Source organism: Halomonas sp. ML-15, assembly GCF_014779595.1.
Lineage (GTDB): Bacteria > Pseudomonadota > Gammaproteobacteria > Pseudomonadales > Halomonadaceae > Franzmannia.
The window spans coordinates 82,395-101,425 of sequence record NZ_JACXZT010000001.1 but is presented as its reverse complement, the minus strand read 5'-3'; the positions used below and the strand labels follow the sequence as shown (position 1 = coordinate 101,425).

20 protein-coding genes are annotated in these 19,031 nt (G+C 63.2%); 7 read left to right on the top strand and 13 right to left on the bottom strand.

The window, feature by feature from the left end; all coding sequences use genetic code 11:
- Window positions 1-31: 31 nt before the first annotated feature.
- Window positions 32-973 carry a nucleoside hydrolase gene (locus tag IEI94_RS00495; RefSeq protein ID WP_191164518.1) on the top strand — a complete coding sequence of 314 codons (942 nt, stop codon included), beginning with the start codon at window positions 32-34 and terminating at the stop codon, window positions 971-973.
- A 3-nt stretch (window positions 974-976) separates the two neighbouring features.
- Here the strand turns inward: IEI94_RS00495 and IEI94_RS00490 are convergent, their stop codons facing one another.
- Together IEI94_RS00490 and IEI94_RS00485 are read right to left on the bottom strand one after the other, a co-directional pair.
- The gene (locus IEI94_RS00490) at window positions 977-1,249 is read right to left on the bottom strand and encodes an acylphosphatase (protein ID WP_191164516.1); all 273 of its coding nucleotides are present in this window, start codon (window positions 1,247-1,249) and stop codon (window positions 977-979) included.
- Between the two features lie 10 nt (window positions 1,250-1,259).
- Window positions 1,260-2,162 (bottom strand): YihY/virulence factor BrkB family protein, encoded by a 903-nt coding sequence (locus IEI94_RS00485; RefSeq protein WP_191164514.1) that lies wholly within the window; start codon window positions 2,160-2,162, stop codon window positions 1,260-1,262.
- Window positions 2,163-2,300: 138 nt separating this feature from the next.
- On the opposite strand from IEI94_RS00485, the gene IEI94_RS00480 reads away from it, so the two are divergent.
- Window positions 2,301-3,407: a bifunctional nicotinamide-nucleotide adenylyltransferase/Nudix hydroxylase gene (locus IEI94_RS00480; protein WP_191164512.1), complete on the top strand. Its 1,107-nt coding sequence runs from the start codon at window positions 2,301-2,303 to the stop codon at window positions 3,405-3,407.
- Window positions 3,408-3,411: 4 nt separating this feature from the next.
- On the opposite strand, the gene IEI94_RS00475 is transcribed toward IEI94_RS00480, so the two are convergent.
- From IEI94_RS00475 to IEI94_RS00445, 7 genes are all read right to left on the bottom strand, one after another.
- Window positions 3,412-4,329 (bottom strand): LysR substrate-binding domain-containing protein, encoded by a 918-nt coding sequence (locus tag IEI94_RS00475; protein WP_191164511.1) that lies wholly within the window; start codon window positions 4,327-4,329, stop codon window positions 3,412-3,414.
- Window positions 4,330-4,468: 139 nt separating this feature from the next.
- Window positions 4,469-5,887 carry a cardiolipin synthase gene (gene cls, locus IEI94_RS00470; protein ID WP_191164509.1) on the bottom strand — a complete coding sequence of 473 codons (1,419 nt, stop codon included), beginning with the start codon at window positions 5,885-5,887 and terminating at the stop codon, window positions 4,469-4,471.
- Window positions 5,888-5,971: 84 nt separating this feature from the next.
- On the bottom strand, window positions 5,972-7,477 hold the full coding sequence (locus IEI94_RS00465) for a fumarate hydratase (protein WP_191164507.1): 1,506 nt from the start codon (window positions 7,475-7,477) through the stop codon (window positions 5,972-5,974).
- 207 nt (window positions 7,478-7,684) lie between these two features.
- Entirely contained in the window at window positions 7,685-8,503 is an 819-nt protein-coding gene (nei, locus tag IEI94_RS00460) for an endonuclease VIII (protein ID WP_191164505.1), read from the bottom strand.
- 4 nt (window positions 8,504-8,507) lie between these two features.
- Entirely contained in the window at window positions 8,508-10,529 is a 2,022-nt protein-coding gene (gene uvrB / locus IEI94_RS00455) for an excinuclease ABC subunit UvrB (RefSeq protein ID WP_191164503.1), read from the bottom strand.
- A 42-nt stretch (window positions 10,530-10,571) separates the two neighbouring features.
- Window positions 10,572-10,973, bottom strand: coding sequence for an OsmC family protein (locus IEI94_RS00450; protein WP_191164501.1), 402 nt, complete (start codon window positions 10,971-10,973; stop codon window positions 10,572-10,574).
- Window positions 10,973-11,164 (bottom strand): hypothetical protein, encoded by a 192-nt coding sequence (locus IEI94_RS00445; protein WP_191164500.1) that lies wholly within the window; start codon window positions 11,162-11,164, stop codon window positions 10,973-10,975. The genes IEI94_RS00450 and IEI94_RS00445 overlap by 1 nt, the downstream gene beginning before the upstream one ends.
- A 252-nt stretch (window positions 11,165-11,416) precedes the next feature.
- Between IEI94_RS00445 and IEI94_RS00440 the strand changes: the two genes are divergently transcribed.
- On the top strand, window positions 11,417-12,355 hold the full coding sequence (locus IEI94_RS00440; RefSeq protein ID WP_224749844.1) for a YgfZ/GcvT domain-containing protein: 939 nt from the start codon (window positions 11,417-11,419) through the stop codon (window positions 12,353-12,355).
- On the opposite strand, the gene IEI94_RS00435 is transcribed toward IEI94_RS00440, so the two are convergent.
- The 3 genes from IEI94_RS00435 to IEI94_RS00425 form a co-directional block, all read right to left on the bottom strand.
- On the bottom strand, window positions 12,338-13,123 hold the full coding sequence (locus tag IEI94_RS00435) for a TatD family hydrolase (protein ID WP_191164496.1): 786 nt from the start codon (window positions 13,121-13,123) through the stop codon (window positions 12,338-12,340). The two genes, IEI94_RS00440 and IEI94_RS00435, sit on opposite strands and share 18 nt — an antisense overlap.
- Before the next feature lie 209 nt (window positions 13,124-13,332).
- Window positions 13,333-14,922 (bottom strand): peptide chain release factor 3, encoded by a 1,590-nt coding sequence (locus IEI94_RS00430; RefSeq protein WP_191164494.1) that lies wholly within the window; start codon window positions 14,920-14,922, stop codon window positions 13,333-13,335.
- Between the two features lie 94 nt (window positions 14,923-15,016).
- Window positions 15,017-15,280, bottom strand: coding sequence for a hypothetical protein (locus IEI94_RS00425; RefSeq protein ID WP_191164492.1), 264 nt, complete (start codon window positions 15,278-15,280; stop codon window positions 15,017-15,019).
- 129 nt (window positions 15,281-15,409) lie between these two features.
- Here IEI94_RS00425 and IEI94_RS00420 point away from each other — a divergent pair, with 129 nt between their 5' ends.
- Together IEI94_RS00420 and IEI94_RS00415 are read left to right on the top strand one after the other, a co-directional pair.
- Entirely contained in the window at window positions 15,410-16,684 is a 1,275-nt protein-coding gene (locus IEI94_RS00420; RefSeq protein ID WP_191164490.1) for an ATP-binding protein, read from the top strand.
- 34 nt (window positions 16,685-16,718) lie between these two features.
- Window positions 16,719-17,258: a response regulator transcription factor gene (locus IEI94_RS00415; protein WP_191164488.1), complete on the top strand. Its 540-nt coding sequence runs from the start codon at window positions 16,719-16,721 to the stop codon at window positions 17,256-17,258.
- A gap of 13 nt (window positions 17,259-17,271) precedes the next feature.
- On the opposite strand, the gene hybE is transcribed toward IEI94_RS00415, so the two are convergent.
- Window positions 17,272-17,691 (bottom strand): [NiFe]-hydrogenase assembly chaperone HybE, encoded by a 420-nt coding sequence (gene hybE / locus IEI94_RS00410; RefSeq protein WP_191164486.1) that lies wholly within the window; start codon window positions 17,689-17,691, stop codon window positions 17,272-17,274.
- Between the two features lie 87 nt (window positions 17,692-17,778).
- Here hybE and IEI94_RS00405 point away from each other — a divergent pair, with 87 nt between their 5' ends.
- On the top strand, window positions 17,779-18,585 hold the full coding sequence (locus tag IEI94_RS00405) for an inositol monophosphatase family protein (protein ID WP_191164485.1): 807 nt from the start codon (window positions 17,779-17,781) through the stop codon (window positions 18,583-18,585).
- Between the two features lie 133 nt (window positions 18,586-18,718).
- On the top strand, window positions 18,719-18,994 hold the full coding sequence (locus IEI94_RS00400; RefSeq protein WP_095619176.1) for a GrxA family glutaredoxin: 276 nt from the start codon (window positions 18,719-18,721) through the stop codon (window positions 18,992-18,994).
- Window positions 18,995-19,031: the final 37 nt, after the last annotated feature.

Below are 19,031 nucleotides of genomic sequence, written 5' to 3'. Positions count from 1 at the left end.
CCCACCGCCTTATCCACTACAAGGACACCGCATGACGACTCCGATCATCTTCGATACCGACCCCGGCGTCGACGACGCCCAGGCGATCGCCATTGCCCTTGCCCACCCCGATATCGAGCTGCTGGGGTTGACCACTACCTATGGCAACGTCGATATCGCCACTGCCACTCACAACGCGCTGCTACTCAGCGAGCTGGCCGACCAGTCGATTCCCGTCGCCCAGGGCGCCGCAGCGCCGCTGGTCAAGACCAAGTATCCGGCACCGGCGCATATTCACGGCGCCAACGGCCTGGGCAATATCGAGCTGCCCGCGGTGCACGGCCAAGCCGATCCGCGCAGCGCGGCGCAGTTTATCGTCGATACCGTCAACGCCCGTCCCGGTGAGGTAACGCTGGTGGCCGTGGGACCGCTGGGCAACCTGGCGGCGGCTCTGCAGCTCGATCCGAGCATCGTCGAACGGGTCAAGCAGGTAGTCATCATGGGCGGCTCGATCAAGGAGGGGGGCAACGTCACACCGGTGGCGGAGGCCAATATCTTCAATGATCCCCACGCCGCATCGCGGGCACTCACCGCCGGCTGGCCGCTGGTCATGGTGGGGCTGGATGCCACCCACCGCTGCGTGCTCTCGCCGGCGGATATGGACGCCATTGCCGCGGGCCAAGGCCGGCTCGGCGAGGTGCTCAAGGGCAGCTACGCCTTCTACCGCGAGTTCTATCAACAGGCGCTGGGCATCGACGGCTGCTGCCCCCACGACAGCTGCGCGCTAGCCTGGCTGATGGCGCCGCAGCTGTTCACCACCGCCCGCGGCCACCTCAGCGTGGTGACCGACGGCGATGCCGAGGGCCAGACCCTGTTCGCTCCCGAGGGGCGCGACTTTATCGACACGCGCTGGTCGCGTACGCCACTCGTCGAGGTATGCTTGAACGCCGACGGCCCGGCAGTGGTGACATGGATCGTCGATACCCTCAAGTGAGCATCACAGCGTCACGAAGGCGTCACGGTCGCGGTATTCGACGCCTTCGAGCTCGACGTGGGTTACCCGGGCGCCGGGTGGCCCCTTCCACAACCACTCGATAACCGTGTTGACCGCACCGCTCTCGCCGCACAGCAGTACTTCCACACGACCGTCGGGCAAGTTCTTGGCATAACCGGTGACCCCATGCCGTAGCGCCTGCTCCTGAGTCGAGCGGCGGTACCACACGCCCTGCACCTTGCCGGTAACGGTGGCCTTGACGGAGCACTTGCTCATGGCATCCTCCTTACACATCGAGTTCGTGCCTGACCACTACCGCTGAGTTGCGCGGCACGATGGTTCTGCCTCGGGCCAGTAGATGGCACTTGGTAAATGCCGCTCCGAACAGCAGGATCAGCGAACTGTAGTAGACCCACAGCAGTATCACGACCACCGAGCCGGCTGCCCCGTAGGTCGATGCCGTAGCGGTATAGGCCAGATAGGCGGCGATACCGTAGCGCCCCAGTGCAAACAGCACGGCGGTCACTGCGGCACCGACGATAACGTCCCTCCAGCCCAGCACCACATCCGGCAGCACTTTGAAAATGGTCGCAAACAGCGCAGCAATCATCATGAGTGAAATCAGGAATTCGGCACTGCCTGCCAGCACGCCAAACATCGGCAGCAGATCTTCGGTGTGATTGAGGGCGGCGCGCAGCGCTACCCCGAACACCAGTGATACCAGCAGTATAAAACCGATCGCCAGCACCACGGTCAGCGAGAGTACGCGATTCTTGATAAAGATCAGCAGACTGTTGCCGCTTGGCTTGGCCGTCACATCCCAGATGGTATTCAGCGAGAACTGCATCTGAGCAAATACGGTGGTCGCCCCCACCAGCAGCGCCCCAATCCCCAGCAAGGTCGGCATCAGGCCCGACTCCTCGATTCGCGACTGAGCGACCGCCTGCTCGACCATAGTGGCGGCATCTTCGCCCATGGTGCCCTGCAACTGAGCCACGATCTGCCCCTGGGCGGCGTCCTCTCCCAGCACCACGCCAATCACCGTCACCGCGATAATCACTGTCGGCGCCAGTGAGAACAGCGTGTAAAACGCCAGCGACCCTGCATAGCTGAAGGCGTTGCGCCGCAGCCACAGCTGAATAGCGCCTTGAACGATTCGCCACCAGTAGAGGGTGTGATGCTTGATCATGCGGACTCCCGGCTGTGATTAGGCTCCTCTAAAGCATACGTCAGTGAGTTTGCCTCTGCAGACGCAGGGTCAACGCCGCATTGCAGCCAGCCGGGCGAGCTCTGATAATGGCTCCACTCAACTGCCCACGGAGCCCGCATGGCGTCGACCCCGCAAGCATCATCCGCGCACGATGATTCAGCCCCCGACTTCGACTGCCTGGTCTTTATCGGGCGCTTCCAGCCCCCCCACCTGGGCCATCTGGCGGTCATCCACGAGGCGCTAAAACATGCCCGCCAGGTAATCGTGCTGGTTGGCTCGGCATGGCAGGCTCGCTCGCTGCGTAATCCGTGGCGCTTCGATGAGCGCCAGGCGATGCTGCGCAGCTGTTTCGATGAGGAGGACAATCAGCGCCTCGACATCGAGCCGCTACTCGATGCGCTCTATAATGATGATGTCTGGGTGCGCGACGTGCAGCGCAAGGTGCGCGATATCGCCAGCCCGCAGCACGGGCGCCTGCCGCGTATTGCACTGATCGGCGCCAGTCGCGGCCAATCGAGCTACTACCTGTCGCTGTTCCCCCAGTGGGAGTCGGTCAGCGTACCGCTGGTGGAAGGCATTTCGGCCAGCCAGATCCGCGAGCGGCTGTTCCACTCCCACTCCTCAGCGGGGGACTACCTCTCTACCGGCGCCGCTCACGACCTACCTCCCAGTGTGCACACCGCGATCGGCGAGTTCACCGACGCAGAGCCGTTTCAACGCCTGATCGAGGAGCAGCAGCTGCTCAATCAATACCGCAGCGCCTGGGCCGAGGCGCCCTACCCGCCGATCTTCGTCACCGTTAACGCCGTGGTGGTGCAGTCAGGTCATGTGCTACTGGTCAAGCGCACGGCGGCGCCCGGCAAAGGGCTACTGGCGCTCCCCGGCGGCTTCATCAACCCCCATGAACGACTGCTGGATGCCTGTCTTCGCGAACTCCGGGAGCGGCTGCGCCTCAAGGTCCCGGAGCCGGTACTCAAGGGCTCGCTGCGCGGCCAGCGACTGTTCGACGAACCCCACCGCAGCTGGCGTGGCCGAACCCTGGCCGAAGCCTTCTATTTTGCCTTGCGCCCGGAGCAGCAGCTGCCTCAGCTCAAACCGGCCAAGGGCGGCGACCATGCGCGCTGGGTGGCGCTGGCCGACCTCGAGCCCGAAAGCCTGTTCGAAGACCACTTCTTCATTATCCAGAATTTTCTCGGCCTGCCTGCCGACTTTGGAGGGGCCTGAGCCGTCAGGCCTGCAGGAAGTCGCGGGGCAGCTTCTGCATTTGTCGCCAAAGTTTCTCGACGCCCGGCTTGTGCACCAGCGAACAGCGATAGAGCCTGATTTCCAACGGCACATCCCACTCATGGCCACCGGCACGCACCAGGCGGCCGCTGGCCAGCTCCTCACGGATGCAGAAATCGGGGATCCAGGCCAGCCCGGCCCCCTGCAGCATCATGCCCTTAAGCCCCTCGGCCATGGCGGTTTCATAGACGGTACGCAGGCGCATGCGCAGCGGATCGTTCTTGAGCAACATGCGCACACTGCGCCCAAGAAAAGCCCCCTGGGTATAAGAGAGAAAGGGAATCGATTCGCTATCCTCCAGGGGGTAGCGCGGCGCCCCACTGGCATCGGGCAAGCACACCGGCACCATCTTGACCTGGCCAATCGAGAAAGACGGGAATACCTCGGCATCGAGCTGCATGCTGGCATAGGGGTCGTAGTAACCGAGCATCAGGTCGCAGTTGCCTTCGCGCAGCACATGGATCGCTTCCCCCATGTTCATGGCGATCAGCCGCGTCGGCAGCTCGCCGGTGCCCTGCTGCAGGCGTGAGATCCACTGCGGATAGAAGGTCAGCGCCAAGGAGTGCGCAGCGACGATATCCAGCGCCTCGTTGGCCATCGACAACCCCCTCAGATGACCCAGGCACTCGCTGAGCTGCTCGACCAGGTTGCGCGCGGTGACCAGAAACAGCTGTCCTTCCGGCGTTAACCCCACCGGAGTGGTCGAGCGATCGACCAGGGTCACCCCCACCGCCTGCTCCAACGAGCGGATCCGCCGACTAAAGGCGGGCTGCGTCACATGGCGCTGGCGTGCGGAGGCCGAGAAGCTGCGCGTATTGGCCAAGGCGACAAAATCTTCGAGCCACTTCGTTTCGAGGTTCACCGCAACTCCACTGCTCGTCAGTCAGCGTTCCGCACATCGACCTGCAAGGTAGGCGGAACTGAAAAATCAGCACTTTAGCGTGGATGATGGAGTTCGACAAATACGCTGTCGAATCGCTGTAACCCGATGACGCAAACGCCTACTGAATCGGCGATAGCAGATAGGCCGCCCGCGATAACAGCTTGCGCCATAGCGCACGGTCTCTGAGTTCGTCGTAGGTGATGCGACGGCAGTCGGCAAAATCCTTCTCGAGCATCAAACGCACCTCGGCGGCAAAGTGGCGATCCGGCACGTAGGCAGTGATCTCGAAATTGAGTCTGAAGGAACGATTATCGAGATTGATGGTGCCTACCGTTGCGCTATGGCCATCGATCAACATCACTTTCTGATGCAGGAAGCCTGGCTGGTAGCGGTATACCTTGACCCCGGCGCGCAGCATGTCGGGCAGGAACGAGAACGCCGAGAGATACACCAGCAAATGGTCGGGGCGCTCGGGAATCATGACCCGCACATCCACACCGCGCATCGCCGCCAGGCGCAGGGCATCCTGCACGCCCTGATCGGGCACGAAATAGGGGCTGGTGACCCATAGCCGCTCGCTGGCACTGTGAATGGCCTGCTGAACCAGCAGGCTGGCGGTCTCCTGGCGGTCGGCGGGGCCCGACGGCACGATCACCACGTTCTGACAGTCGTCGCAGGTGCTCTGCGGCGTCCAACTTAGATTCAAGACCTCGCCGGTAGCCCAGTGCCAGTCTTCCCAGAAGGCCTCCTGGAGACCCAGCACGCTGGGGCCGGTCAGCTTGAGGTGGGTATCACGCCAGGGCCCATGCTTGCGATGCTGGCCAAGGTACTCCACGCCTACGTTGAAGCCGCCGAGCCACCCTTCATGACCGTCTACCACCAGCACTTTCCGATGGTTGCGGAAATTGAGCTGGAAACGATGGCGAACACCGCGCGACGAGTTGAAGGCACTCACCGCCACGCCGGCATCGTGCAGATCGTTGAGGTAGCCCTCCCCCAGCTTGCGGCTGCCGATCTCATCGTAGAGGAAATAGACACGCACCCCCCGCTCTGCGGCGCGCTCCAGGTGATCCTTGAACTGCAGGCCCAGGGCGTCGTTACGAACGATAAAGAACTGGACTAGCAGGTACTCCTCGGCAGCGTCGATGCCGGCGAACAGGCTAGCGAAGGTGGCGTCCCCGTCGATCAGCAGCTCGGCGCGGTTACCGCTGGTGAGTGGCATCATGGCCAACTGCTCGACGGCCCTCACCTCTCCGATCTTGGCATCCGCCAGGTAGGGCTCTATCTGCTCTCGATAGCGAGCCAGCACTCGGCGCAGCACGGTATCGCGCTCACCGCGAGCAGAGACATAGCCATAGAAACGCGGCCGACCGAAGATCCAGTAGGCAGGCAAGGCGGCATAGGGGAAGGTAATCAGAGAAATGATCCAGGCAATCGCGCCCTGGGAGGTACGGCTCGACATCAGTGCCAGCACCGCGGAGAGAACACCCAGCAGGTGCACCATGAAGATGGCTAGGCCCATCAGCCAGGATGTCATGGACGCTCCCTGATCCGTGAATCGGGCTGTCATCATACCCGTAACCCATGCGGCCCCGCCAGAGGCGGGGCCGCGGCGAGCCAATCAGGCGCGTTCGGCGATAATCTCCTTCCATTTGGCGGGGCCGGTCTGATGGACCGAGGTGCCCTGGCTATCGACTGCCACGGTCACCGGCATGTCCTCGACCTCGAACTCATAGATGGCTTCCATGCCCAGATCCTCGAAACCCACCACCCGCGAATCCTTGATGGCTTGAGCCACCAGATAGGCGGAACCGCCGACGGCCATCAGGTAGCAGGCCTTGTTATCACGGATCGCCTCGATTGCCGCCGGACCGCGCTCGGCCTTGCCGACCATGCCCAGCAGACCGGTCTCTTCGAGCATGGTGCGCGTGAACTTGTCCATGCGCGTAGCAGTCGTCGGTCCAGCAGGCCCCACCACTTCATCACGCACCGGATCTACCGGGCCGACGTAGTAGATAAAGCGACCTTTCATATCGACCGGCAGTGGTTCGCCCTTGGCGATCATGTCGGTCATACGCTTGTGAGCGGCATCACGACCGGTCAGCAGCTTGCCATTGAGCAGTAGGGTGTCACCGGGCTGCCAGGTCTGCACATCTTCCGGGGTGATGGTGTCGAGATCGACACGCTTGACGTTGTCGCCGGCTTCACGGGTGATCTCCGGCCAGTCCTCTAGTTTGGGGGCGGGCAGTGCCGAGGGGCCAGAGCCGTCCAGTGTGAAGTGTGCGTGACGTGTCGCGGCGCAGTTGGGAATGATCGCCACCGGTTTGTTGGCAGCATGGGTCGGATAGTCCTTGACCTTGATATCCAGCACCGTGGTGAGGCCACCTAGGCCCTGGGCGCCGATACCGCTCTTGTTGACCTTGTCGAACAGCTCCAGGCGCAGCTCTTCGGCACGGTTGCTGGCACCGCGAGCCTGCAGCTCCTGGATATCGATAGGATCGAGCAGCGCCTCCTTGGCGATCTCCATGGCCTTCTCGGCGGTGCCACCGATGCCGATGCCGAGCATTCCCGGCGGGCACCAGCCGGCCCCCATCTTGGGCAACTGCTCCATCACCCAGTCGACCACGCTGTCGGAGGGGTTGAGCATGGCAAACTTCGACTTTGCCTCACTGCCGCCGCCCTTGGCCGCCACGTGTACCTCGACGGTGTCGCCAGGCACGATCTTGTGATGAATGATCGCCGGGGTATTGTCGCCGGTATTCTGGCGCTTGCCATCCGGATCGGCGAGTACCGAAGCACGTAGGACGTTATCCGGCAGGTTGTAGGCGCGACGCACGCCCTCGTTGACCATGTCGTCGAGGCTCATATCGGCCTCCCAGCGCACGTTCATCCCCACATGCAGAAACACCGTGACGATACCGGTATCCTGACAGATCGGGCGGTGCCCCATGGCACACATCCGCGAGTTGATCAGGATCTGGGCAATCGCATCCTTGGCCGCTGGATTCTCCTCACGCTGATACGCCCCGTGCATGGCGTCGATGAAGTCCTTGGGATGATAGTAGGAAATATACTGTAGGGCGTCTGCGACGCTCTGGATAAGGTCATCCTGGCGGATCACGGTCATGAGCAGCTAGCTCCTTGGCTATGGCATAAGGCGCACGGCACTGTGGTCAGGGAACGGTTACCGTGGCGACGAACGGTTCTAAGCGGCGCGGATTATACCCTATCTGGTGACCTTGATCAGGCGACTAACGCTAAGGTCGGAATATCCGTGCTACGCCATCACGCCGAACATAGATAACGGTATAAATTCGTAGTGAAGTAGCGCCTACTACTGCTGACAACGCGGGCACAGGTAGAGCCGCCGCGACGCCACGCTGATTTTCTCTATAAAGGCGCCGCAGCAATGACAGGGCGCTCCGGCGCGGTCAAATACCGCATGTCGCCATACACGGCGTGGCAGTCCCGCCTCCTGTAGTGTCAGGCGCCACTCACGACGGTTGGTAACTCCCGCCTCGTGATAGGCCTGGGCCATGGTTGCCACCATGACCTGTGCCATGCGCTCTAGCTCGCCCGGAGTCAGGCTTTCGGGCCGCCGCTGCGGCCGTAGACCAGCGAAAAACAGCATCTCCGAGCGCAGGTAGTTACCAATTCCGGCATAGCAGCGCTGATCGAGTAGCAGCCCGCCTAGCCCCCGCCGTCTGAAACGCGGCAGCAGCAGCCGCTGCATGACATCCTCGGGGGTCACCTGATGCGTCAGCAGGTCAGGTCCTAGCCTGCTCAGGAAAGGATGCTCCGACAGCGTCTGCCCATCATGCAGCGAGATATCCGAGGCACTGTAGAGGCTGGCCGCGTGGGTCTGGGTTGCCAACTGTGCGCGCAGGCTGCGCGACGTCGACGGAGGCTTGTTCCAGGCATGCAGCATCCAGCGGCCATAGAGCTGGTTATGCGAGTAGAGCACCCTGCCGTCCTCAAAACGCGTCAGCAGCGCCTTGCCCCAGCTGTCCACCTCGGTAACACGCAGCCCCAGCAGCGTATCGGCCTGCCGCGCAAGCTCGGGAAAGGCGAACCACACGGCCACCAGCGGACGACCGATCAGCAACTTGCCAAGGCGGTCAGCGGCGCGCCGGATCTCGGGACCTTCCGGCATCGACTCAGCCCAGCGCCAGCAGGCGCGCCTTGTGGTCCTGCAAGCGGTCGCGCAGCCTGGCTGCCTCCTCGAACTCCAGGTTCTGGGCCGCTTCGAACATGGCATCCTCGATCCGGCTGATTTCGCGGGTCAGGCCAGCGGCGTCGAGTGGCACACTATAGTCGCCCTGCCCCTCGGCCACCTTGCGCTCGCTCTTGCGCCCTTTGCTCTTGCGTGAGCCGGGCGCCGCGGCCGCCTCGAGAATATCGGCGACCGAGCGCGTCACGGTGGTTGGGGTGATGCCGTGCTGCAGATTGTGCGCCACCTGCTTGGCACGCCGGCGGTCGGTCTCGTCGATAGCGCGGCGCATCGAGTCGGTGACCCGATCACCGTAGAGAATCGCCTTGCCGTGGGCGTTGCGCGCGGCACGTCCCATGGTCTGTATCAGCGAACGCTCGTTGCGCAGAAACCCCTCCTTGTCGGCATCGAGGATTGCCACCAGCGACACCTCGGGGATATCCAGACCTTCACGGAGCAGGTTGATGCCCACCAGGACGTCGAACTTGCCCAGCCGCAGGTCGCGGATGATTTCGACCCGCTCCACGGTATCGATATCGGAGTGCAGGTAGCGCACCCGCACATCATGCTCATCGAGATACTCGGTCAGGTCTTCGGCCATGCGTTTGGTCAGGGTCGTCACCAATACGCGCTCGCCGACCTCGGCGCGCAGGCGGATCTCCGACAGCAGGTCGTCGACCTGGGTCGAGGCCGGACGCACCTCGATCTCGGGGTCGACCAGGCCAGTGGGCCGCACCACCTGCTCCACCACCTGGCCGGCATGCTCGGCCTCGTAGGGGCCGGGGGTTGCGGAGACGAAGATCGTCTGCGGCGAGATCCGCTCCCACTCCTCGAACTTCATCGGACGGTTATCGAGCGCAGACGGCAGGCGGAAGCCGTACTCCACCAAGGTCTCCTTGCGCGAGCGGTCGCCCTTGTACATACCGCCGACCTGGGGAACGCTGACATGGGACTCATCGATAAACAGCAGCGCATCCGCCGGCAGGTAGTCGAAGAAGGTCGGCGGCGGCTCGCCCGGAGCGCGCCCGGAGAGGTAGCGCGAGTAGTTCTCGATGCCGTTGCAGTAGCCCAGTTCGAACATCATCTCGATATCGTAGAGGGTGCGCTGCTCGAGGCGCTGCGCCTCCACCAGTCTATCGTGCTTGCGCAGCCAGTCGAGGCGCTCGACCAGCTCACCCTTGATGCTCTCGGCGGCCTCGAGAATCGTCTGGCGTGGCGTGACGTAGTGCGATTTGGGGTAGATGGTCATCCGTGGCACCTTGCCACGGACTTCGCCGGTGAGCGGATCGAACAGGCTGATCGAGTCGATCTCGTCATCGAACAGCTCGACGCGCACCGCTTCCTCTTCTGAATCCGCCGGGAAGATATCGATCACGTCACCACGCACGCGATAGGTGCCGCGGCGGAAGTCCATGTCATTGCGGGTGTACTGCAGCTCCGCCAGGCGGCGCAGCATCTTGCGCTGGTCGATAAGCTCGCCACGATTGACGTGCAAGCGCATCTTCAAATACTGCTCGGGATCGCCAAGACCGTAGATCGCCGATACCGACACCACGATCAGCGCATCGCGCCGCTCGAGCAATGCCTTGGTCGCCGACAGCCGCATCTGCTCGATGTGGTCATTGATCGAGGCGTCCTTCTCGATAAAGGTGTCCGAGGAGGGCACATAGGCTTCCGGCTGGTAGTAGTCATAGTACGAAACGAAGTACTCCACGGCATTGTCGGGGAAGAACCCCTTGAATTCGCCGTAGAGCTGGGCCGCCAGGGTCTTGTTGGGCGCCATGACGATGGTCGGGCGCTGCAGGCGCTGAACCACATTGGCCATGGTAAAGGTCTTGCCGGACCCGGTGACGCCGAGCAGCGTCTGGTGCGTCAGTCCCGCGTCCAATCCCTTGATCAACGACTCGATGGCCACCGGCTGGTCGCCGGCGGGCTGAAACTTGGACTGCAGCTCGAAGCGTTTTTGCATGGACGGAGTCTCTTGCCAGTAAGATAACGGTATAACTACGACTCAGCCCTGGCGCGTGGTGATCTCGACCGTGGCGCTGGTCATCAGACGATGAATGGGGCAGCGGTCACTGATCTCGGTGAGCCGCGCCTCCCGCTCGGCGTCGTTGACCCCATGAAAGGTCAGGGCGACCTCGAGTCGGTAGATGCCACGCCGCTCATCCCGCTCGTCGCGACTGACCACTGCGGTGACGCCGCTCAGGGCCCAGCCCTTGCGCTGGGCATACATCTGCGCGGTGATCGCCTTGCACGCCCCAAGTGACAGATCAAAGTAGTCGTGGGGATCAGGCGCACTCTCTTCGCCACCGACGATCCGAGGTGCGTCTACATAGAGGGCCTCGAAGCCCTCGAGTTCCACCCGCTGCCGAAGCGTGCCGGCCTGTTGGCTGATCACGGTAATGGCCATCAGCGCACCTTGACCTTGAGCGGCGCCAGCGCCTCGATCAACGCCTCGCGCCGCACACGGCCATCGACCTCGGCGCCATGGCGACCGACTTCGGCGCTCTCCACCCCATCGACCATCATCAGCGCGGTGGTAATGCGGTTGATCAGTTCGGCGTCGTCGACACCCTCGAATGACAGCGATATCTGCGCCATGCTCCGCCCTCCACGATCATCACAATAAGCCTGCCAGTCTAGCATGCTGTGCCACACCCTACCGCCTGGCTTGAAACACCACGCACCGCCCCCATTGGAGTACCATGGGCGATGCCCGAAACCCCCCGTTCCGCTACCGCACCCGGAGTTGTCATGCTTGACTGGAGCCGTCATCAAGGCGCTATCCCCCAAGGCTCACATCGCGTCACGTTCGCAGCGCAGACCAGCCCCCCCCGGCCCCCCGGGCAGGCCATGATCACGCCCCTCGTGCATCTCGGGGTGCTGGAAATTCACGGCCAGGGCGGGGTGACATTTCTCCAGGGGCAAACCAGCGCCCAGGTGGAGCTCGCCGACGGCCAGGTCGCGCCCCTCACGGCCTTCTGTACCCCCAAGGGTCGCATGCTCGCCACTGCACAGCTGCTGCGCGTCGACGCTGAGCGGCTTTGGCTGCTAATGCCCAGCGAGCGGATTGCCCCGCTGCAAGCGCACCTCGCCAAGTTTGCACCCTTCTACAAGGTCGGCATCGAGGCTCGTGACGATCTGGCACTGATAGGGGTCATGGGTGACGCTGCCCTATCTCTGGTCGAGGCAGAGACCGGCCTGGCCACGCCGAAACCGTGGCAGCAAGCGACCTCATCGACGCTACAGGTCCTGCGCCATCCGGGACCAGTCCCGAGGCTGCTGCTGATCGATTCCCAGGACGCCATGTCGCCACGCTGGGCGCGGCTGGCTGCCAATGCCATACCGACAGGCAACGCCGCGTGGTGCCTGCAGGATATTCGGTCAGGCCTGGCGTGGGTCGATGATGGCCAGCAGGACGCTTACCTGCCACAGATGTTCAACTGGGAAGCGCTGGGCGGTATCAGCTTCAAGAAGGGCTGCTACACCGGTCAGGAAGTGGTGGCGCGGGCGCACTTCCGTGGCCAGGTGAAGAAGCGTCTGGTGCACCTGCAATTCGACGGCGATACGCCGCCGCCAGCGGGTGACGCCGTGAATGACGCGGCGGGCAAGCGCCAGGGCGATGTGATTGCCGCCGAATACGACGGCGAGGGCCATATCGAGCTGCTGGCGGTACTCAGCACTCGCGAGCTGGCGGAGCCCCTGAGCGTGGCGGGACACCCCTGTACCCGCATCCCGCTGCCCTACCCGCTGGAGCGCCTCGATCCCGAAGCGCTATTCGCTGACGCCTGAGGCGATAATGCCGACGCCAAACAAGCGCTGTGCGGTGGCAGTGCTGGCCGCTGCGACGTCCTCCTCGGGCTGGCCGCGCAGCGCCGCCACTTGGCGGCACACCTCGGCCACCCGTGCCGGCTCGTTACGCTCTCCCTGATGGCCGGCCAGCGGCATGTCGGGGCTGTCGGTCTCCAGCACATAACCGTCATCCGGCAGCGCGGCGACGGCACGCTGCAGCCGCTTTGCCCGAAGGTGGGTGAGCGCACCGCCTAGTCCCACCACGAAGCCGAGCTCAATGAAGGCCTTGGCCTGTTCGGGCGAGCCGGCAAAGCCATGGATCAGCCCCCCGGCAGGCGGTGCCAGCTGGCGCAGCCGCTTGGCCAACTGGTCATTGGCCCGTACGCAGTGAATTACCAGCGGCAGCGTATGGCGCTTGGCCAGGCGCACCTGGGCATCGAACAGCCGCCACTGCGCCTCCCAGGTATCGCTGAAGCGCGCGTCGATGCCGCACTCGCCCACGGCGATCACCTGAGGGTTAGCCACCAGCTCAGCGTCCAGCGCCTCCAGGTCCTCTTCGGCGTGCTCATCCATAAAGTAGGGGTGCAACCCCAGGCACACCGCGACGTCATCGCGACGCCCCAGCGCCAGCACGTCCGGCCAGCGGGCGCGGGTGGTGCCCGGCACCACGAAGCCGCCAATGCCCGCAGCCTTGGCCCGGGCGATGACCGCCTCGCGGTCGCTATCGAAGTCGGGGAAATCGAGATGGCAGTGGGCGTCGATTAGCATAGATTGTACCGTGCTGGAGAGATCGCCAACGCCGGAACGGGCCGGCGCTTGGCGCGTACAAAAGCGAACCTCATTTGTCATGGATGACAAATGGAGCGCCCAGGGAAGGGTTCACAGCGTGTGAGCGTTGTACGCGGCAAGGTTAGCCGGCCCTATCGCGCGCACAGGCTGGCACGGCTCACTTCTACTCGGCGCTGGGCGCCGAGCGCTTAATGCTCCCGCGTAGCGGCAAAGCGAATATCCGGCCAGCGCTCCTGGGTCATCTGCAGATTGACCCGCGTAGGGGCGATATAGGTCAGGTAGCCGCCGCCGTCCAGAGCCAGATTGGCGCTCGCCTTGCGCTTGAACTCGTCGAGCATCTTGGCATCGTCGCAGTAGATCCAGCGCGCGGTCTGCACATTGACCGCCTCGTAGACGCAGTCGACCTTGTACTCCTCCTTGAGACGGTGGGCGACCACATCGAACTGCAGTGAACCCACCGCACCAACGATCTGGTCGTTGTTGTCCAGCGGCATGAAGACCTGGGTCGCGCCCTCCTCCGAAAGCTGCTGCAGGCCCTTCTGCAGCGCCTTCATCTTCAAGGGGTCCTTGAGCTGCACGCGCTTGAATAGCTCCGGCGCAAAGTGCGGGATCCCGGTGAAGCGCATGTTCTCGCCAACGGTAAAGGTATCGCCGATCTGGATGGTGCCGTGGTTGTGCAGTCCGATGATGTCGCCGGGCCACGCCTCTTCGACCTGCGATCTATCCGAGGCCATGAAGGTCAGGGCGTCGGCGATCTTGACGTCCTTGCCGATCCGCACGTGGCGCATCTTCATGTTTTTCTCATACTTGCCGGAGCAGACCCGCAGAAACGCCACCCGGTCGCGATGCTTGGGGTCCATATTGGCCTGGATCTTGAAAACGAAACCGCTGAAGCGCTCGTCGTGGGCCGTCACATCGCGGGTATCGGTCTCCCGCGGCTGCGGTGCGGGGGCGAACTCGACGAAGCCGTCGAGCATCTCGCGCACACCGAAATTGCCCATGGCAGTGCCGAAATAGACCGGCGTCAGCTCACCGCGGCGATACGCCTCCAGATCGAACTCGTGGGAGGCGCCGCGCACCAATTCAACTTCCATGCGCAGTTCCTCGGCCTGGTCGGCACCGAGTACCGCCTCCACCTCGGGGTTGTCGAGCCCCTCGATACGCTTGTCATCGGGGATACGGCTGCCCTGGCCCTGGGTGTAGAGATGGATGACATCGTTATAAAGGTGGTAGACGCCCTTGAAGTGGCGCCCCATGCCGATCGGCCAGGTCATTGGCGCACACTGGATATTGAGTACCGTCTCCACTTCATCCATCACCTCGATGGGGTCACGAATGTCGCGGTCCATCTTGTTGATAAAGGTCAGGATCGGGGTGGTGCGCAGGCGACACACCTCCATCAGCTTGATGGTGCGATCCTCGACGCCCTTGGCGCCATCGATCACCATCAGCGCCGAGTCCACCGCAGTGAGGGTGCGGTAGGTGTCCTCGGAAAAGTCCTCGTGGCCCGGCGTATCGAGCAGATTGACGATGCGCCCGCCATAGGGAAACTGCATCACCGACGTGGTCACCGAGATGCCACGCTCCTGCTCCATCTTCATCCAGTCGGAGGTGGCGTGGCGCTCGGCGCGCTTGCTCTTGACCGAGCCTGCCAACTGAATGGCATTGCCGAACAGCAGCAGCTTCTCGGTAATGGTGGTCTTGCCCGCGTCGGGGTGCGAAATAATGGCGAAGGTACGGCGCAGCTCGGCTTCGCGAGCAATGGCGGTGTCTGGCATGATTGGCCCTGTGACGAATGAGCGGCCGCCTATCTGGCAAGCGGCATTAGTGGCGCGCATGATAACGCATACCGCCTGCGCCTCGCATCCGCTGCTAGTGGTCGCGCAGGAAGCGCACTTCGCCCAGTTCCAGTGACTCGATATCGCCGAATGACACCATGTGACCCTCGATATCCCCCGGTGCCCCATGGCTACCCTCGAGCGCCGGTTCGGGAATCACCTTGAGACCAGTGGCGCCGACATGCTGAATCCGCGCCGGATAGCGCGCCGATTCACTCGCCACCACCACACGCTCACCGGCCAGACACTCGTGGAGCCTCTCGACCAGCTCGGCGTCGGAAATCCGTTCCTCGCGCATCTCATCACTCCTGTGTCGTCCATTTGCTGTTGAGTCTAGGCCGTTGAAAGTAGGGCCACAAGCCGCCAAAGCGGCTGAGCCGGCCGCGTCGATGCGGTATCATGGCAGCAGAACATCTCCGGAGCGCCCATGCACCCCGCCCTGCCACTTCCGCTGTCGACGCCCAATCGCAACCTGGTACGCCTGACCATCGTCCGCGGCATCACCTGGACAGGCTTCCTGGCGGCCATCATCTTCGGCATCGAGGTGATCGGCTTTCAGCTGCGCGTGGTACCGGTGATCTGCGTGATTGTCGCCATGGGCTTGATCAACGTCGCCACCTGGTGGCGCCTGGGCCGCCCCAGAGCGGTGACCGACACCGAATATCTGCTCCACCTGTTGGCCGATGTGGCCGGCTTGACGCTGCTATTCTATTTTACCGGCGGCTCGACCAACCCCTTCATCACCTACTACCTGGTGCCGATCACCATTGCCGCGGCGACGCTGCCGTGGCGCTTTGCCTGGTTGATTGCCAGCGCTGCCATGGCCGGCTACACCTTCCTGATGCTGTTCTTCGAGCCGGTGCCGCAACTCAGTCACGGTATCATCGCCGGCTCGATCAGCCTTCACGTACTCGGCATGTGGCTTAACTTTGGTCTTTCGGCGGGGCTGGTGACCTTCTTCATCTACAAGATGGCCCACGCACTGCGAGGGCGCGACCAGGCCCTGTCGCGCACCCGTGAGGCCGCACTGCGCAACGAGCAGGTGCTGGCCGTGGCCACTCAGGCCGCCGGCACCGCCCATGAGCTCGGCACGCCGCTGTCGACCATGGCAGTGCTGCTCAACGAGATGCGGGAGGATGCTCACGACAATCCTCAACTGAGCGCCGACATCGACCTGCTTCGCCAGCAGGTCGATACCTGCAAATCGCGACTGCAGCACCTGGTAGCCAATGCCGACCGACGACGCCTGGCCGAACCCGAACTGCGACCCGCCGGCGAGTGGCTGGCCCAGGTGGTACAGCGCTGGTTGGTGCTGCGCCCCGATGTCAGCCATCAGCTGGATATCGCCGAGCGCCGCGGCATGCCAACACTGGCGGTGGATGCCACCCTCGAGCAGGCGCTGACGAACCTGCTCAACAACGCCGCCGACGCCAATCCCGAGAAGATTGCCGTGAGCCTCGACTGGAACAGTGACGAGATCATCATCGACATTCGCGACCACGGCCCCGGCGTGGCGATGTCGATTGCCGATCAGCTCGGCGACACCTTCATCTCGACCAAGAGTAAAGGCATGGGCATCGGGCTATTCCTGACCCACGCCACCATCAACCGCTTCGGCGGTGGCGTGAGCCTCTATAACCATGAAGAGGGCGGCACCCTCACCGAAGTAAAACTCCCGCGCCCGGACACCAGCCAGGGCTAGGGGACCACCGCACCACGAGTGACGAGGGAAGCGCATGCAAGACCAACCGCAACGCCTGCTGATCATCGACGATGATGAAATGTTCTGCCATGTCATGCAGCGTGCCATGACGCGCCGCGGCTTCGAGGTCGAGGTGGCCAACGATGCCGAGCAAGCGCTGATGCTGGCCCATCGCCAGCAGCCCGATATTGCCACCCTGGATCTCAAGCTCGAGCACAGCTCCGGCCTCAAGCTGCTGCCCGAACTGCTCGATGTGGTGCCAGAGTGCCGCGTCGTGGTGCTGACCGGCTATTCGAGCATCGCCACCGCCGTCGAGGCGATCAAGCTCGGAGCCGTCAATTATCTGTGCAAACCGGCCGATGCCGACGAGATCCTGACGGCCCTCGACAAGCAGAGCGGCGATCCCAATACCGAACTGGCCGACAACCCACCGTCGATCAATCGGGTCACCTGGGAGCACATACAGAAAGTCCTCCAGGAGCATGACGGCAATATCTCGGCCACTGCCCGGGCCCTGGGCATGCACCGCCGCACCCTGCAGCGCAAGCTTCAGAAACGCCCGGTGCGCCGCTAACCGCGTAACCACATCAGGCGCTCAGCACCCGTTCGAGAAGATGCTGCGCCAGCCTGTTGGCCTCGTGCACGGACGCAAGGTCAGACAGGTCATCGAGCAGCGGACACTGCCACAAGCCGTCGTTCTCACCCAGCGCCAGCGGTTCCAGGGGATACTCGCCGCCCGGCAGCGCCAGCCAGCGTCTCGGCATATCGTCGCGCAGTGCCAGCGGGGTGACGCTGACCACCGCCAGCGACAGCGAAATCGGCGTGATCAACGCTCCCACCAGCTCCTGCACATCGGGAGTATCGGGCAGCGGCTGAAAACACAGCAGATCCACCCCCAGGTGCGGGTTGCGCGCTGGATGGCGCTTGATGGTCGCAGCGCAGCGATGCTGATAGGCCCGCGCCAGCTGTTGCAAGCGCGCGTACTGCTCCACGGACAAGGCCTGCACGGCGTCTCTCCTCTGTTGATCATGGCGACGTCACCGGCGCGCAGCGTAGACTGATCACCTCGTCCCGGCAACGCACAAGGAGATATCATGCGCCATGCCCCCCGCCTCGATACTGCCATCGAGATCGCTCACGAAGCCGGTCGCATGATCCGCGACGCGCGACGTCATCAGGATTTCGAGCAGCGCTACAAAGAGGGCCATGAGCTGGTGACCGACACCGACCTGGCCGTCGATCGACACATTGCCGAGCGGCTCGAGAACACCTTTCCCGGGGAAGCGCGGCTTACCGAAGAGCTCTCCCCTGAACGTGACGCAATCGAGCAGAAGGGACCGCTGTGGGTCGTCGATCCCATCGACGGCACCGTCAACTTCGCCCATGGGCTGGCCCACGTCGCGGTGTCGATCGCCTGGTGCCAGGATGGCCAGACCCAGCTCGGCGTAGTACATGCGCCCTTCCTCGGAGAGACCTTCAGCGCCATCCGCGGCGAAGGCGCCTGGTGCAACGCCGAGCCGATCCGTGCCAGTCGCTGCGCCAGCCTCGACAAGGCGCTGGTGGCCACCGGCTTCCCCTATCGCCGTGAGTCGCGGCCGCCACTAATGCGCCGCCTGCAGGCCGTGCTCGGCGAGTGTCAGGACATCCGCCGCAACGGCTCCGCCGCCCTCGACCTGTGCGACGTCGCCTGCGGACGGCTCGACGCCTACTACGAGAGCGTATCGCCCTGGGACTTTGCCGCCGGGGTACTGATCGCCCGCGAGGCCGGAGCGCGTACCGGGCACCTCTACTCTCCGCCTGGGGGCATACCGGCCGACCTCTACGGCGAGCATATCGTCGTCGCCAGTCGGGCCATTCACCGCCCCCTGTGCGACCTGCTCAAACGCGCTGACGGAGAGTAGTCTCGCCGCTATAGCGGCCCGACATCATCAGCGTAGCGACTCGCTATTGGCATCTGGCGCCGAGTTGCGAAACAATGGTGCCCAGTTAATCATCAGGTAAGAAATCTCTCATATTGCATTGCAAGGAGTTGCTATGTTCGTCGTGATCTTCGGTCGTCCCGGCTGCCCGTTCTGCGTACGCGCCAAAGAGCTGGCTGACAAGCTCAGCGATATCGGTGCCATTGGCGGCTATCGCTACGTCGATATCCATGAAGAAGGCATCACCAAGGCCGATATGGAAAAGACCATCGGCAAGCCGGTGGATACCGTGCCGCAGATCTTTATCGACCAGACCCATATTGGCGGCTTTACCGAGTTCGACCAGTACGCCAAGGACAACGAGCTGATGCCGGAAACCGCGGCTCAGTAACGCTTCAGCTTCGCCTATCGATTGCGACACAGCGCCC

Bases quoted from the DNA above. Each gene is read 5' to 3' on its own strand.
- IEI94_RS00495 (WP_191164518.1), top strand. From the start codon at position 32: ATGACGACTCCGATCATCTTCGATACCGACCCCGGCGTCGACGACGCC.
- IEI94_RS00490 (WP_191164516.1), bottom strand. From the start codon at position 1,249: ATGAGCAAGTGCTCCGTCAAGGCCACCGTTACCGGCAAGGTGCAGGGC.
- IEI94_RS00485 (WP_191164514.1), bottom strand. From the start codon at position 2,162: ATGATCAAGCATCACACCCTCTACTGGTGGCGAATCGTTCAAGGCGCT.
- IEI94_RS00480 (WP_191164512.1), top strand. From the start codon at position 2,301: ATGGCGTCGACCCCGCAAGCATCATCCGCGCACGATGATTCAGCCCCC.
- cls (WP_191164509.1), bottom strand. From the start codon at position 5,887: ATGACATCCTGGCTGATGGGCCTAGCCATCTTCATGGTGCACCTGCTG.
- IEI94_RS00465 (WP_191164507.1), bottom strand. From the start codon at position 7,477: ATGACCGTGATCCGCCAGGATGACCTTATCCAGAGCGTCGCAGACGCC.
- nei (WP_191164505.1), bottom strand. From the start codon at position 8,503: ATGCCGGAAGGTCCCGAGATCCGGCGCGCCGCTGACCGCCTTGGCAAG.
- uvrB (WP_191164503.1), bottom strand. From the start codon at position 10,529: ATGCAAAAACGCTTCGAGCTGCAGTCCAAGTTTCAGCCCGCCGGCGAC.
- IEI94_RS00450 (WP_191164501.1), bottom strand. From the start codon at position 10,973: ATGGCCATTACCGTGATCAGCCAACAGGCCGGCACGCTTCGGCAGCGG.
- IEI94_RS00445 (WP_191164500.1), bottom strand. From the start codon at position 11,164: ATGGCGCAGATATCGCTGTCATTCGAGGGTGTCGACGACGCCGAACTG.
- IEI94_RS00440 (WP_224749844.1), top strand. From the start codon at position 11,417: ATGATCACGCCCCTCGTGCATCTCGGGGTGCTGGAAATTCACGGCCAG.
- IEI94_RS00435 (WP_191164496.1), bottom strand. From the start codon at position 13,123: ATGCTAATCGACGCCCACTGCCATCTCGATTTCCCCGACTTCGATAGC.
- IEI94_RS00430 (WP_191164494.1), bottom strand. From the start codon at position 14,922: ATGCCAGACACCGCCATTGCTCGCGAAGCCGAGCTGCGCCGTACCTTC.
- IEI94_RS00425 (WP_191164492.1), bottom strand. From the start codon at position 15,280: ATGCGCGAGGAACGGATTTCCGACGCCGAGCTGGTCGAGAGGCTCCAC.
- IEI94_RS00420 (WP_191164490.1), top strand. From the start codon at position 15,410: ATGCACCCCGCCCTGCCACTTCCGCTGTCGACGCCCAATCGCAACCTG.
- IEI94_RS00415 (WP_191164488.1), top strand. From the start codon at position 16,719: ATGCAAGACCAACCGCAACGCCTGCTGATCATCGACGATGATGAAATG.
- IEI94_RS00405 (WP_191164485.1), top strand. From the start codon at position 17,779: ATGCGCCATGCCCCCCGCCTCGATACTGCCATCGAGATCGCTCACGAA.
- IEI94_RS00400 (WP_095619176.1), top strand. From the start codon at position 18,719: ATGTTCGTCGTGATCTTCGGTCGTCCCGGCTGCCCGTTCTGCGTACGC.